The sequence below is a fragment of the Deltaproteobacteria bacterium genome (assembly GCA_030654105.1).
Classification (GTDB): Bacteria; Desulfobacterota; SM23-61; order SM23-61; family SM23-61; genus JAHJQK01.
In genome coordinates this window covers 1-13,696 of record JAURYC010000270.1, presented here as the reverse complement: position 1 = coordinate 13,696, position 13,696 = coordinate 1, and the positions used below count along the sequence as shown (strand labels likewise).

Annotated in this window: 13 protein-coding genes; all 13 read right to left on the bottom strand. The window is 52.4% G+C overall.

Going from position 1 to position 13,696, the window contains the following annotated elements:
* The coding region (locus Q7V48_11605) for a hypothetical protein (GenBank protein ID MDO9211372.1) at nucleotides 1–1,061 on the bottom strand (1,061 nt) is incomplete at its 3' end.
* Between the two features lie 148 nt (nucleotides 1,062–1,209).
* Nucleotides 1,210–2,523, bottom strand: coding sequence for a histidinol dehydrogenase (hisD, locus tag Q7V48_11600; protein MDO9211371.1), 1,314 nt, complete (start codon nucleotides 2,521–2,523; stop codon nucleotides 1,210–1,212).
* 4 nt (nucleotides 2,524–2,527) lie between these two features.
* On the bottom strand, nucleotides 2,528–3,781 hold the full coding sequence (gene murA, locus Q7V48_11595) for a UDP-N-acetylglucosamine 1-carboxyvinyltransferase (GenBank protein ID MDO9211370.1): 1,254 nt from the start codon (nucleotides 3,779–3,781) through the stop codon (nucleotides 2,528–2,530).
* 125 nt (nucleotides 3,782–3,906) lie between these two features.
* On the bottom strand, nucleotides 3,907–4,785 hold the full coding sequence (prmC, locus tag Q7V48_11590) for a peptide chain release factor N(5)-glutamine methyltransferase (protein ID MDO9211369.1): 879 nt from the start codon (nucleotides 4,783–4,785) through the stop codon (nucleotides 3,907–3,909).
* 17 nt (nucleotides 4,786–4,802) lie between these two features.
* Nucleotides 4,803–5,864: a peptide chain release factor 1 gene (gene prfA, locus Q7V48_11585; GenBank protein MDO9211368.1), complete on the bottom strand. Its 1,062-nt coding sequence runs from the start codon at nucleotides 5,862–5,864 to the stop codon at nucleotides 4,803–4,805.
* Nucleotides 5,865–6,009: 145 nt separating this feature from the next.
* A complete protein-coding gene (locus tag Q7V48_11580; protein ID MDO9211367.1) occupies nucleotides 6,010–6,960 on the bottom strand; it encodes a DUF1385 domain-containing protein in 951 nt (316 codons plus the stop codon).
* An 8-nt stretch (nucleotides 6,961–6,968) separates the two neighbouring features.
* Nucleotides 6,969–7,169, bottom strand: a complete 201-nt coding sequence (gene rpmE, locus Q7V48_11575) for a 50S ribosomal protein L31 (GenBank protein ID MDO9211366.1) — start codon at nucleotides 7,167–7,169, stop codon at nucleotides 6,969–6,971.
* Between the two features lie 185 nt (nucleotides 7,170–7,354).
* Nucleotides 7,355–8,605 carry a transcription termination factor Rho gene (gene rho / locus Q7V48_11570; protein MDO9211365.1) on the bottom strand — a complete coding sequence of 417 codons (1,251 nt, stop codon included), beginning with the start codon at nucleotides 8,603–8,605 and terminating at the stop codon, nucleotides 7,355–7,357.
* 383 nt (nucleotides 8,606–8,988) lie between these two features.
* Nucleotides 8,989–9,720 carry a peptidoglycan editing factor PgeF gene (gene pgeF, locus Q7V48_11565; GenBank protein MDO9211364.1) on the bottom strand — a complete coding sequence of 244 codons (732 nt, stop codon included), beginning with the start codon at nucleotides 9,718–9,720 and terminating at the stop codon, nucleotides 8,989–8,991.
* Nucleotides 9,721–9,737: 17 nt separating this feature from the next.
* Entirely contained in the window at nucleotides 9,738–10,760 is a 1,023-nt protein-coding gene (locus Q7V48_11560; GenBank protein ID MDO9211363.1) for an RluA family pseudouridine synthase, read from the bottom strand.
* Between the two features lie 10 nt (nucleotides 10,761–10,770).
* Nucleotides 10,771–11,706 (bottom strand): patatin-like phospholipase family protein, encoded by a 936-nt coding sequence (locus Q7V48_11555; protein MDO9211362.1) that lies wholly within the window; start codon nucleotides 11,704–11,706, stop codon nucleotides 10,771–10,773.
* A gap of 14 nt (nucleotides 11,707–11,720) precedes the next feature.
* Nucleotides 11,721–12,137 (bottom strand): F0F1 ATP synthase subunit epsilon, encoded by a 417-nt coding sequence (locus Q7V48_11550; protein MDO9211361.1) that lies wholly within the window; start codon nucleotides 12,135–12,137, stop codon nucleotides 11,721–11,723.
* Nucleotides 12,138–12,147: 10 nt separating this feature from the next.
* Entirely contained in the window at nucleotides 12,148–13,560 is a 1,413-nt protein-coding gene (gene atpD, locus Q7V48_11545; protein ID MDO9211360.1) for a F0F1 ATP synthase subunit beta, read from the bottom strand.
* Nucleotides 13,561–13,696: the final 136 nt, after the last annotated feature.

Genomic DNA, 13,696 nt, shown 5'->3' with positions numbered 1-13,696 from the left:
TCCTGCGAAGGCTTTTTCGTCTGTTCATTCAACAACTGCTGTAGGTTGGTAAAGGATTTGGCGGCTGATGAGCTTTCCAGGGCTTTGACCGCAATATCCTGCACCTTCTGGTTGGCTTTTTCCAGGAACTGGGTAAGGCCGGCAATCTGGGCGCTCTGTTCTTTCGCGGTTTTTTCCAGGGACTCGATCCGCGTGGCCAGAACATTCTTTTCGCCGATGAATTCCTTCTTCAGCAATTCTTCCCTGTTTTTGGCTTCCAGGTTCAATCTTTCCGTGGTTTCTTTTGCGGCCTTAGCCACGGCCGTATCCATCTCTTTGGGGAACAAGGCGACTTTTTTGCGCAAATCGTTCAACTCCTCTTCCTTTTCGGCAATAATGCGCTCTCTACCCTTCAATTCCCCTTCCATCCGCTCGCGGGTAAGCTGGATCTCTTTCTCCAATTTCGCTTTTTCGTCTTCAAATTTATCCTTGGCGATCTGCTGCTGCCGTTTGAAGGCATATTCGTACTCTTCCTTTTCTCTTTGCCGCCGCTTGTTCTCCGCCAGATCCCGCTCTTTTATCTCGGCTTCGTGCTCCTCCTTCTCATTGGCCCATTCGAGCCGGAGGGTTTGGATCTCCTGGGTCAGCTCCTCTTTCCGGGTAGCCATCTCCGTTTCGAACTGCTGCCTTTTCTGGTTCTGCGTTTCGATAAGGGCCGCCAGCGTCAGGGCCGACTTTTCAATCTCGAACATTTCCTGAAGTTCTTTTTCCTTTAAGGCAATGGCATTCTGGATTGCTTTGAACTTGTTGACCTCTTCCTCCAGTTTATCTCCAATCTGGGTGAGCATCTTGCCCGTCTCGATCTTCAGGGTACTGATCTCCTTGACGACTCCTTCCGAAGACAGGGCGTCGGCCACCTGAACAACTTCTCTCGCTTTTTTCTCCTCGATTTTCTTCTCCGGTTTCAGTTCGGCTTCTTTCCTTTCGTCCATCTGTTTCAAAAGCGAGTGGTAAGCCTCCATCATTTCCTGTTTGGTATTGCTCAACGAAAGCTTTTTGGGCTGCACTTTTTTCTCTTCCATGGCTTTGTCCTTTCTGCTTTTAAATTTAAATCCCCCCAACCCCCCTTTTTAAAAGGGGGGCGAGTGGGGGATTTGGGGGGTTTCGTTTTTTTTCTGGCATGGTTACCCTCTGGATTATGGATTAGGGGGGATAAAGCGCAATAGAAGTCTAATCAAATGGTCCGGAAGAATCAACGGATTTTTTGCGCACCTCGATTGATCTACGGTGCCCTTCCAGGTTTTCCATTGCGGCCAGATGCATACCCGGCGGGGAAAGTTTTTTCAGGCCCTCCGGTGAAAGGCAGATCAGGCTCGATCGCTTGAGGAAATCATAAACTCCCAGGGGGGAAGAAAAGCGGGCCGTTCCCCCTGTGGGCAACACATGGTTGGGGCCGGCAACATAATCCCCAATGGCTTCCGGAGAAATATGGCCCAGGAAGATGGCCCCCGCATTTTCGATCTTGGGCAAGAGGCCGAAGGGGTCGGCCACAGCCAGCTCCAGGTGTTCCGGGGCCAGGTCATTGGCAATTTTAACTGCCGCAGAAAGATTTTTTACGATGAGGATTGCCCCCCAATTTCTTAGAGAAGGTTCGGCAATTTTCCGGCGGGGCAATACGGAAATTTGCTGGATGACTTCTTTCTGGACCTTTTCGGCGAAGCTTCGGGAGAGGCATAGCAGGACAGCAGAGGCCTGCTCATCATGCTCGGCCTGGGAGATGAGGTCAGCCGCTAAAAATGATGGATCGCCGCTGCCATCGGCTATGATCAGAATCTCACTGGGCCCGGCGATGGCATCGATGGCCACTTCCCCGAATACCAACCGTTTCGCCGCGGCGACGTAAATATTGCCCGGTCCGACAATCTTGTCCACTTTGGGGATGCTTTTAGTGCCAAAGGCCATCGCCCCGATCGCTTGAGCACCTCCGATCTTAAAGACGGCATCGACCCCGGCAATCTGCGCTGCCACCAGGACAGCAGGGTTTATATGACCCTGGGGGGTGGGGCTGGCCATGATGATGCTGGAAACTCCGGCCACCTTTGCCGGGATGGCATTCATCAACACGCTGGAAGGGTAGGCCGCTTTTCCTCCGGGAACGTAGATACCAACGGTCTCAACTGGGCGCACAATTTGCCCGAGGATGGTCCCGTCTTCTTCGGCAAAAGACCAGGATCGACGATCTTGCAGGGAGTGGAATCTTTCGATCCGGGCCGCTGCAAATTCCAGGACTTTTTTTTCTTCCCGGCTCAACGCTTTCAGCGCGGCTTGGATTTCCCCCCTGGAGACGCGCAGAGTCTTCGACGAAGCCTTCCAACCATCATATATCCTGGTGAGTCTGAGGAGAGCCTGATCCCCTTGTTTTTTGACCTGCTCCAAAATGTCGCGGACCTGCACTTCTACCTTGGCCAATTCGGCCTCTCCCCTGTGGGACAACTTTTTTAAAAATTTCGCAAAACCTATCTCTCCAGAAATGAGGACTCTCATGGGGTTATTCCTTTACCCGGCTGATTTTCGCTCCCAGCTTGGTTAACTTCTGGTCAAGCTTTTCATATCCTCGGTCCAGATGGTAAATGCGGGAGACCTCCGTTGTCCCTTCGGCGGCTAAGCCAGCCAAAACCAAAGAGGCACTGGCCCGCAAGTCTGTAGCCATCACGGGGGCGCCGGTGAGACTGGCCCGACCGCGGACAATCGCATTCGGACCCTCCACCCGGATCTCTGCCCCCATCCGCCTCAATTCACTCACATGCATGAAACGATTCTCAAAAACGGCCTCCGTGATGACGGATAGCCCACTGGCCAAGCACATTAAGGCCATGATCTGAGCTTGCATATCCGTCGGAAATCCCGGATAGGGCAGGGTTTTGACATCCACCGCCTTAATATTAACCGGCCCGATGACTTTCACGCCATCTCCTTCGGGAAAAATTTCCAGCCCTGCTTCTCGCAGTTTGGCCACCACGGCCTCCATCTGGGTGAGATCACAGTTCAGGAGTTTCACGTTGCCTTGCGTCATTCCAACCGCCACCATAAGAGTGCCGGCTTCGATGCGATCGGCCATGATGGCGTGCTCCATCGGCTTTAACTCTTCCACCCCGTCAATGATCACCACATCGGTTCCGATCCCCTGAATCTTGGCCCCCATTTTATTCAAAAAATTGGCCAGATCTACCACTTCGGGTTCGCTGGCCGCATTTTCTAAAACGGTCCTTCCTTCAGCCAGGGTCGCAGCCATCATAATATTTTCTGTTCCGGTCACCGTGGAAAGGTCAAAATAGATTTTGGCCCCCTTCAGGCGGTCGGCCCGGGCTTCCACGTATCCATGTTTCAACTCGACTTTTGCTCCCAGAGCTTCGAGGCCTTTGAGGTGCAGATTAATAGGCCGGGCACCGATGGCACATCCTCCGGGAAGAGAGACGCGGGCACGCTTCCATTTGGCCACCAAGGGACCCAGGACCAGCACCGAAGCCCGCATGGTTTTAACCAGATTGTAGGGTGCCTCGTAGGAATGAACCCCGGCTGCATTCAATCGTACCGTCCCACTTTCTCCTTCGATCTTGACGCCCATCTGCCGAAGAAGTCTGGCAATGGTCCGAATGTCGGTCAAGGCCGGTACGTTTTGCAGGGTATTCCACCCTTCCACCAAAAGAGAGGCCGCGAAAAGCGGGAGGGCAGCATTCTTCGCCCCGCTGATGGGAATCTGCCCTACCAGGCGATAGCCTCCTTCGATGATCATCTTTTCCATAGCTCCAACTCCAATAATAGTTAGGGACGCAGATTGCAAAAATTTAAAACGCTATGCGCATAGCGCTAAGCGCTTAGCGGAACTCTGCGTTCCCCTGCGTCCCCAAATATTTTTTTAACCGCGACTCACCTTTTTCGGGCCTTAAATACTCTTTTGATCCCAGCCAGATCTGGGATAAAATCGAAGGCATCGAGATCCGGATTTTCTGCGGCAATCTTTCGAACTTCCGGATCTTGCCCTGCGCCGATCTCGGCCAGGAACCAGCCTTCTGGCTGGAGAAACTCTCCCACTCTCGGCAGAGCTCGACGAAAGAAAGCCAAACCGTCTTTTCCCCCGTCCAGTGCTACTCGGGGCTCAAAATCGCGCACCTCTGGCGCCAGAGAAGCAAAATGACTCCGGGGAACATACGGGGGGTTGGAAAGGATAAGTTCAAATTGACTCCCTTCTTCCAAAGGAGCAAACAGATCTCCTTGTAAAAATTGAATGCGTTCTTGGACTCCATTCCCTAAGGCATTTTCGCGAGCAATGGCGAGGGCCTTTCCCGAAAGATCCGTGGCCACCAACGAGGCCAACGGGAGCTCCTTCGCCAGGGCGATACTGACGGCGCCGCTGCCCGTACCGATCTCTAAAATGCGCCAACTCCGCGTTGGTCGTTTCGCGTCGACCAATACTTGCAGGGCTTCCGCAACCAATACTTCGGTCTCCGGACGGGGAATAAGAACGTCCGCAGTGACTTTAAAAGTTAGCGACCAGAATTCGCGTTTGCCGACGATGTAGGCCAAAGGCTCACGCGCCAGCCTCCTCTGGATCCGCTTTTTGAATCGGGTCAGCTCCCTGGGCTGGAGCGGCTGATCGAAATGGGTATAAAGCCCTACCCGGTCCATCCCCAGTGATTCAGCCAGAAGAACCTCGGCATCGAGGCGGGGGCTGGTTAAACCTTCCTTCTTGAATCTTTCATCGGTCCAGCGGATCAATTTGAGGATCGTCCAAGTGTCCTGGGGCAATGGCCCTTCCTTCTTAATTACCGAGATTTCAGGGCCTCGGCCTGAAAATGGGCATTTAGGACATCTACCACTTCAGCTAAGTCCCCTTCAAGGACGCTGTCTAAACGGTGCAAGGTGAGGCCTAGGCGATGGTCTGTAATCCGATTCTGTGGAAAGTTATACGTACGCACGCGTTCACTACGATCCCCGCTGCCCACTTGGCTTTTCCGGTCTTCAGATATTTCGTTGTGCTGCTCCTCCATCAACTGGTCGAGCAGGCGGGCCCGCAGCACCTTCAGGGCTTTGGCCTTGTTTTTATGCTGGGATTTCTCATCCTGGCAGGTCACCACCAGGCCGGTGGGGATGTGAGTGACCCGCACGGCTGAGTCTGTGGTGTTGACACTCTGCCCTCCGGGTCCTGAAGAACGATAGACATCGATGCGCAGATCGTTGGGATTGATCTCCACTTCCACTTCATCGGCCTCAGGCAAGACGGCCACGGTGACCGCGGAAGTATGAATCCGCCCCGATGATTCGGTTACGGGAACGCGTTGGACCCGATGGACACCGCTCTCATATTTCAAACGGCTGTAAACCTTTTTCCCTTCAATGAGGGCGATGATCTCCTTAAAACCCCCCAATCCTGTAGGATTCTGACTCATCACCTCTACCCGCCAGCGATTCATCTCGGCGAATTTGGCATACATACGAAATAGATCGGCGGCGAAGAGGGCCGCTTCTTCTCCGCCGGTCCCGGCCCGAATTTCCAAAAAAATGTTCTTGTCGTCTCTCGGGTCCTGGGGCAAAAGGAGAGTCTTGATTTCTTCCTCCAAGGCCGCCTGCCGTTCTTTTAAAGAATGCAGTTCTGCTTTGGCCAGTTCCCTCATTTCTTCATCGGATTCCGTAAGCAGGTTATGGCTTTCCTTGATTTCTTCCTCGACCTTTTTGTAAGCGCGGTAGGTTTCCACGAGTTTGGAGATCCCGGCCCTTTCCCGGGCCAGTTTCTGCATCTCTTTGGGGTTCCCCAAAACTTTGGGGTCGGTGAGGAGCTTTTCCAACTCCTCATAACGATTCTCAACTTCATCCAGTTTTTGGAACATGTCTGCCATTACTTGGGACGCAGATTTTCGCCGATACCCGCAGATAAAAATACAAAACAGCAAAACAGAAATTGCTTTAAGGCTATTGCATATTTAAAATCCTGAAAATCTGCGTTCATCTGCGTCCAATATGTTTTTATTAAAATTACAGAACCGCTTTCTGCCCGGATTCCAGCCTCAGAGCACCCTTAAGGGCCCGCAGGGCAATTTCGATTTGATCATCCGTGGGGGGCTTGGTGGTCATCCGCTGCAGCCACAGGCCTGGAGCAATGATGATTTTTAAAGCAGGATGGTCCGGCTTTTTTCCACTGAGTTTGATCACTTCATAGGCCAAACCGGCGATGGGAAAGATTAGGGGAAGCTTAATACCGATGTAAATCAGATTGGTCAACCCCTTACCCAAAGTTGGAAACTTGGGCAGAAAAGGAAAGATGACGGAGAACAGGACAATACTGATGAGAAATACGACGAGCAGAAAGGCTGTGCCACAACGGGGGTGGAGAGTGGAATACTTCCGGGCGTTGCTCACCGTTAATTCCTCCCCGGCCTCGTAAGTATAGATACACTTATGCTCTGCCCCGTGGTACTGGAAAATTCTTTGGATGTCCTTCATGAAAGAGATCAGATAGATATAGCCGATTAAAAAAAGCACCTTGATGACCCCATCGATCAGATGGAAATAAAGGCTCTCGACCCCAAGATCCTGGTGGAAGAAATGGCCTAAGAATCCCGTTAGGTAGTGGGGAAGGACGATGAAAAAGAGGACCCCGATCCCAAAAGCCGCAGCCATGACCAGGCCCAGCGTCCATGAGCCCAATTTCCCTTCTTCCTTTTCCCCACCTTTTTCCTCTTCCAGGGCCTGGCTCGCTGAAAAAGAAAGGGCCTGCAGGCCGTTGATCAGGGTTTCGATGAGGACAACCGAGCCTCGAATCAGCGGCCATTTCAAAAATTTAACCCGCTGCGCAAGCGAACGCCAGACGTCCTCTTTGACCACCACTTCCCCGCTGGGCTTACGCACGGCGATCGCCAGAGCGTTGGGCGCCCTCATCATTACACCTTCGATAACCGCTTGGCCGCCGACAGAAATTTTAGCCATGGCCCTATTTACTTCAGACCGTATTTCTTCTGAAAACGTTCCACTCGCCCGGCGGAATCAATCAGCTTCTGCTTGCCGGTAAAAAAAGGATGGCAACGGGAACAGATTTCTACGGAAATTTCTTTCTTGATCGATTTGGTCCGAATCTCACTCCCACAAGCGCACTTGATCACGGAATCGACAAATTGAGGATGAATCCCTTTTTTCATTTTAACCTCCCGATGGAACCAGTAACCCCAGCGATATTTTCGCCAAGGGGCCTTCAATTTTTTAATAGCGTTTTTCTCAAAGTGTCAAAAAACAGGGTCCTAAAATTTCAGGGTTCGAGGGTATTGCTTTATTATTTTTTTCACTTGACCCCTTGAACCCTGGAATCCTGGGACCCTTTACTTCGCTAACGGCTCATAGAATCCAAAAATTCCTGATTATCCTTGGCCCCTTTCATCTTATCCTGGAGAAATTCCATGGCGTCGATGGAATTCAAAGGTTGGAGGAGTTTGCGCAGAATCCATACCCGGTTGAGCTCATGGGAGGAAAGAAGGAGTTCTTCCTTCCGCGTGCCGGATTTGTTGATGTCGATGGCGGGAAAGATACGCCGGTCGGCTAATTTCCGATCCAGAACGATTTCCATGTTGCCTGTCCCTTTGAATTCTTCGAAGATCACCTCATCCATCCGGCTCCCGGAATCTATTATGGCTGTGGCGATGATGGTCAGGCTGCCCCCCTCTTCCACATTTCTCGCGGCTCCGAAAAACCGCTTCGGACGATGCAGGGCGTTAGAGTCCACCCCACCGGAGAGGATCTTGCCGCTGGGGGGGACAACCGTATTATAGGCCCGGGCCAACCGGGTAATGCTGTCGAGAAGGATGATCACGTCTTTCTGGTGTTCAATCAGGCGCTTGGCTTTTTCCAGGACCATTTCAGCCACCTGGACATGCCGCTGAGGCGGTTCATCAAAGGTCGAGCTGATCACTTCCCCCTGAACTGACCGCTGCATATCCGTAACTTCTTCCGGGCGCTCATCGATGAGCAAGACAATCAGAGCCATGTCTTTGTGGTTGACCGTCACGCTGTTGGCAATGGCTTGGAGGATCATCGTTTTGCCGGCGCGCGGGGGGCTGACGATCAAACCGCGCTGCCCCATCCCGATCGGCGTCAGAAGGTCCATGACCCGCATGGACATGTTATTATCCCCGGCCACTTCTAAATTAATCCGGGCATTGGGATAGAGGGGAGTGAGGTTATCGAAGAGAATTTTTTCCCTGGCCAAATCTGGCTCTTCGTAATTTACTGCTTCAACCTTTAATAAAGCAAAATAGCGCTCCCCTTCTTTTGGGGGCCGAATCTGACCGGCAATAGTATCTCCTGTGCGTAAGTTAAACCGCCGGATCTGGGAAGGCGAAACATAGATGTCATCGGGCCCCGGCAAATAATTAAAATCCGGAGACCGGAGGAATCCGAAACCGTCTGGTAGGGTTTCCAGAACTCCTTCCCCATAAATCAGCCCATTCTTCTCGGTCTGGGCCTGAAGGATGGCAAAAATAAGATCTTGTTTGCGCATCCCGCTGGCACCCTCGACGTTGAGCTGCCGAGCCAATTTATTCAGCTCACTGATCTTCTTCTCTTTCAGATCAATAATATTCATTGCCACTCCTTAAAAAAATAAAAGTTCTTAATTGTCGCCAATCCCGGCTGCCCAACGAGTGGTTAGAAGTAAAACGCTCTCGCCCTTCTCCGCAGGCGGAAGTCTTTTCCAGTCCTGAAGGCAAGAAGGGAGAAAAAGGCTATAGGCTCCAAGGCCAAATGAATATCTTTTCCACCGCTTTACTTATGAACCTTTTGAAACCCCTAACGAGCACATGTGAACCTTGTTCGGTTTCCAGAAAGGATTTTGTTGGATTAGAATTCAAGGCAGATTCTTTGATTTTTTTCGGCAATCCCTGCGGAAGGATTCTATCCTATTGTAAGAATTGGCCAAACCCTTGTCAAGAAATATTTTTGGAGATTTTCTTTTGCCATGACCCTCTCTTAAGCCCTCTTGCTCAAGGCAAGGAAGTTCAATTGTCTCCCTCGGGTCTTCCCCCCAGCCCGGTATGAATAAAATGTATCGGGACAGCAATAGGTACAATAATCCACCCGCTGGATGTTCGCTTCTGTCACTCCCGCTTCCTTCAATAACCAGGTATTGGCTTGATATAAATCCAAGGACCATTTTCCTCTCCCGCGAGGAGAGGCTATCTGCCCCCAGGGAAGCCTCGTTACAGAAAAAGCTTCTTGCACCGGCCCATCCACTTCCAAACAACAGGGCCCAATGCACGGTCCCATGGCGACCAGAATGTTTTCCCCTTTACACCTGAAAACCTCGCGCATTTTTTCCACTGCCTTAAAGGAAATGGCCTTGGCCGTTCCTCTCCACCCCGCATGAACGATGCCCACCGCTTGTTGGACAGGGTCGAAAAGTAGGACGGGTAAACAGTCGGCGGTGAACACACTCAAGGCATATCCCGGTAAACAGCTGATTAAAGCGTCTCCCTCTTGCAGCCAGAGGTCTCCCGGTTGCTGGCTCCCCCCGGCAAAAACAACAACCCTGTCCCCGTGGACCTGGCGAAGGGCCACCAGGGGGAAAAGCTCACCCCTCTCCTGCAAGGAATGACCCCACCAATCTTTCTTAGAAACCTTATCCCCCGCTTCCCCTCTCTTCCCAAAGCCATGGACGATCCTACCCCTTTTTTCCCATTCTTCAATTCGCAGAAATTCCACTTGGCGGATTCCTTTTTTCAGAAAGGGTCTATTCCTTCCGACTTCTGGCCCCCCCATTCTTCTCTTTGGGAAAAGAAATCTCCTGCGCCATCCAGTTTTTTTAATAACGCGATGGCTTCTTCTATGTCCGCAGGGAGGGGGGACGAAAAAATCAATTTTTCTCCAGTAACCGGATGAACGAAACCGAGCGCGCCAGCATGAAGAGCCTGCCGCCGCAATTTTTGAAGCCCTTGCCGGAGGAGCAAGGGTTCAATCGCCACCAACCTCTTCCGGCCGCCGTATAAGGGATCGCCAAGGATGGGATGGCCGAGGGAAGAAAGATGAACTCGGATCTGATGGGTTCGTCCAGTCTGCAAGCGGAATTCCGCCAGGCAAAAGTGATGGTAGCGCTCCAAAACCTGCCAATGGGTTCGAGCTTCCCTGCCTTTTCTGGGCCGGACAGACATTTTCTGGCGGTGCGTCGGATGACGGCCAATGATGGCCTCGCTCTGACCTTCATCCGGAATCTGGCCAAAGACAATGCCAACGTATTTCCGAAGAGGAGTATGCTCCTTGAATTGGGCGGATAAAGCCCGGTGCGTAAAATCTTCTTTCGCCACCACTAGCACGCCCGAAGTGTCTTTGTCCAAGCGATGGACAATTCCCGGGCGCAGAACCCCACCGATTCCCGAGAGGTCGGTACAATAATGGAGAAGGGCATTGACCAGCGTACCCGAAAAGTTTCCAGCCGCCGGGTGGACGACCATTCCCGCAGGTTTGTCCACCACGATGAGATGGCGATCCTCATAGAGAATGGTCAGCGGGATGGGTTCTGCCTGGGTCTCCAGCTTCTGGGGCTTGGGAAGGGTTAGGGTGACCACATCATTTTCCTTCAACCGCATTCCCGCTTTGACCTTCCTTCCCCCAACCTGAACATTTCCTTTCTCGATCAGCCGTTTGATCTGGGTTCGAGAGAGAAGTGTCTTCTTTTGGGAGAGGAAGACATCCAGTCGTTTTAGGGAGTCTCTTGAATTCACGCGTAAGGCGATATTCGAATTCATCCTTGATTGATCAGGAAATGGCGAAGTGCCCGAAAGGGAGACGAAAGACCTTCTTTATTTTTTTCCTCTTTACCAAACTTTTAATTTCCTCCAACTTTTCCCGCGCCGCTTGCTCGCCAGCGCGCAGGCATTCATCCATATGCCCAAAGTCGGACCAATGAATGCCTGATACCTCCGGGGAGATGACCACGTCGGCTTCCTTCAGCTGCAATTGACTTAAGATAAAACGGCTGATCTCGTTCGTTCGCAGAACGATGCCCAGTCCCGTGCTTAAATCCTCCGTGTCTTCCAGCCCCTCCGCCACATCAACCCCAATGACCAGGTCCGCTCCCATTTCTCTGACCGGGCGAACCGGAACGCGGTTGACCCAGCCGCCGTCCACCAGTTCCCGGTTATCGATTCTAACCGGAGGGAGAATTCCCGGGATGGCGCAGCTGGCACTCACGGCTTTTCTTATGGACCCCTTCCTTAGGACGACTTCTTCTGCTAAATTCAAATCCAAGGCGATGATGGCCAGGGGAATTTGGGTTTGCTGGATTTCTGCGTTATCCAGCAAAAAATTGATGTTCTGGGCAAAATTTTCTTCCGAGATGGGGGCCCGCTTGGTCAAGGATTGACTATAGAAGATTCCCTTTTTGATGAAACTGGCGAAGCGCTGGAAGATTCCTTCATACCTGGCTGATTCTTCAAAGTTGTGAACGTGCAAGAATTCAGGGTTGGTCTTTTTGAATTCTTTGCTTTCTAAGTAGCGGCGGAACCGCTCGATGACAAAATCGCATTTCGGTGACAAGGCATACGCCCCCGCAACCAAAGCTCCCATGGAAGTGCCCGCGAGCAAATCGATGGCGATCCCCTCTCTTTCCAATGCACAGAGGACTCCCAGGTGAGCCAACCCCCTGGCTCCGCCACCGCCCAGCGCCACACCGATTCTACAGAGTTTGATCATGCTTCTTTAGGAAACTATTTCCGAGGAGTTTTCTCGGCGATTCGCAGCCTCACCCGGGCCCGCTCCCATGCTTCCATTTCCTTCAGGTATGCCGGGTCATCCTTGGAAAGCTTCTTAAGCCCTTCCTCCGCCCGGGTCTTGGCGGTTTGGGCCCGTTCGGTGTCGATCTCCTCAGCTGGCTCCGCCGTATCCGTTAGAATGGTCGTTCTTGTGGGAGTGACCTCTGCAAAGCCACGATTAATAGCCAGAAAATGAATTTCCTTGTCCCTCCGGTAGTGCAATTCTCCGATGCGGAGAGAAGTAAGGAAAGGGATATGGCCGGGAAGGACCCCAAAATCCCCCTGGCTCCCGGCGATATAGGCTTCCTCAACCTTCGAGCTAACCACCAACCCGTAGGGGGTAACAATTTCCAAGAGAAAAGACTTATCCATGGGAAACCCCTTAGCCTATGGCCCCTAAGCGCTCGGCTTTGGCCACGGCATCCTCGATCGTTCCCACCATATAAAAGGCCTGTTCGGGAAGATGGTCATATTTCCCTTCCACCAGTTCCTTAAACCCCCGGACTGTATCTTTGATTTTCACATAGGTTCCTGGCGTTCCGGTGAACTCCTGGGCTACGAAGAACGGTTGGGAAAGAAATCGTTGAATCTTCCGGGCCCGGGAAACGGTGAGTTTATCTTCTTCAGAAAGCTCATCCATTCCCAGGATCGCGATGATATCTTGAAGGTCCTTGTATTTCTGAAGAATATATTGAACTCTGCGGGCAACCTGGTAATGCTCCTCCCCCAGGATTAACGGATCCAGGATGCGGGAGGTAGAATCCAAGGGGTCCACGGCCGGGTAAATGCCCAACTCGACGATCTGCCGGGAAAGGACGGTCGTGGCGTCTAAATGGGCGAAAGTGGTCGCCGGCGCAGGGTCGGTGAGGTCGTCTGCCGGCACATAAATCGCCTGAACCGAAGTGATGGATCCACGTTTGGTGGAAGTGATGCGTTCCTGTAATTCTCCCATTTCCGTAGCCAGGGTCGGCTGGTAACCCACGGCGGAAGGCATTCGACCCAAAAGGGCGGAGACTTCCGAGCCGGCCTGGGTGAAGCGAAAGATGTTATCGATGAACAACAGTACATCTTGCCCCTCTTCATCCCGGAAATACTCAGCGGCGGTCAGGGCCGAAAGCCCTACGCGCGCCCGCGCCCCCGGGGGCTCGGTCATTTGTCCGTAGATTAGGGCAGTCTTTTCCAGAACCTTCGACTGTTTCATTTCTAACCAGAGGTCATTCCCTTCGCGGGTGCGTTCTCCCACGCCGGCGAAAACCGAAAATCCTCCGTGCTCCCTGGCCACGTTATGGATCAATTCCATGATGATTACCGTCTTGCCGACCCCGGCTCCCCCGAAGAGCCCGATCTTCCCGCCTTTTAGATAGGGGGCCAGCAGGTCAACCACTTTAATCCCCGTTTCGAACGGTTCCATGGCGGTGGACTGCTCAGAAAAAGACGGGGCCGGGCGGTGGATCGGGTAACGTAATTTCGTGACTACGGGTCCCATTTCATCCACCGGCATTCCCACGACATTCAAAATCCGGCCTAAAGTCTCCCGGCCCACCGGCATGGTGATCTGCTCGCCGTAATAGGCGGCTTTCATGCCGCGGACCAACCCATCGGTTGTATCCATGGCCACACAGCGGACAATTTCGTCGCCCAAGTGTTGGGCTACTTCTACCACCAAGTTTTCCTCCCGATCATCGATGCTGGGGTTGGTAATTTTAACCGCGCCGAGAATAGGGGGTAATTCCACTCCCCTGAACTCAATGTCCACCACTGGCCCGATGATCTGAGCCACTTTTCCAACCTGAATCACTTTTTTCCTCCTGAAATCAAATTATCGGCTTTTCCATTTGACTCATGTTGCTGTTAAGCACAGCTTATATCGTGGCTCGGGGGCCAGGGGGCTGAGCGCCGGCAGCATCGGCCGGGAGAAAACCTTGCAAGAA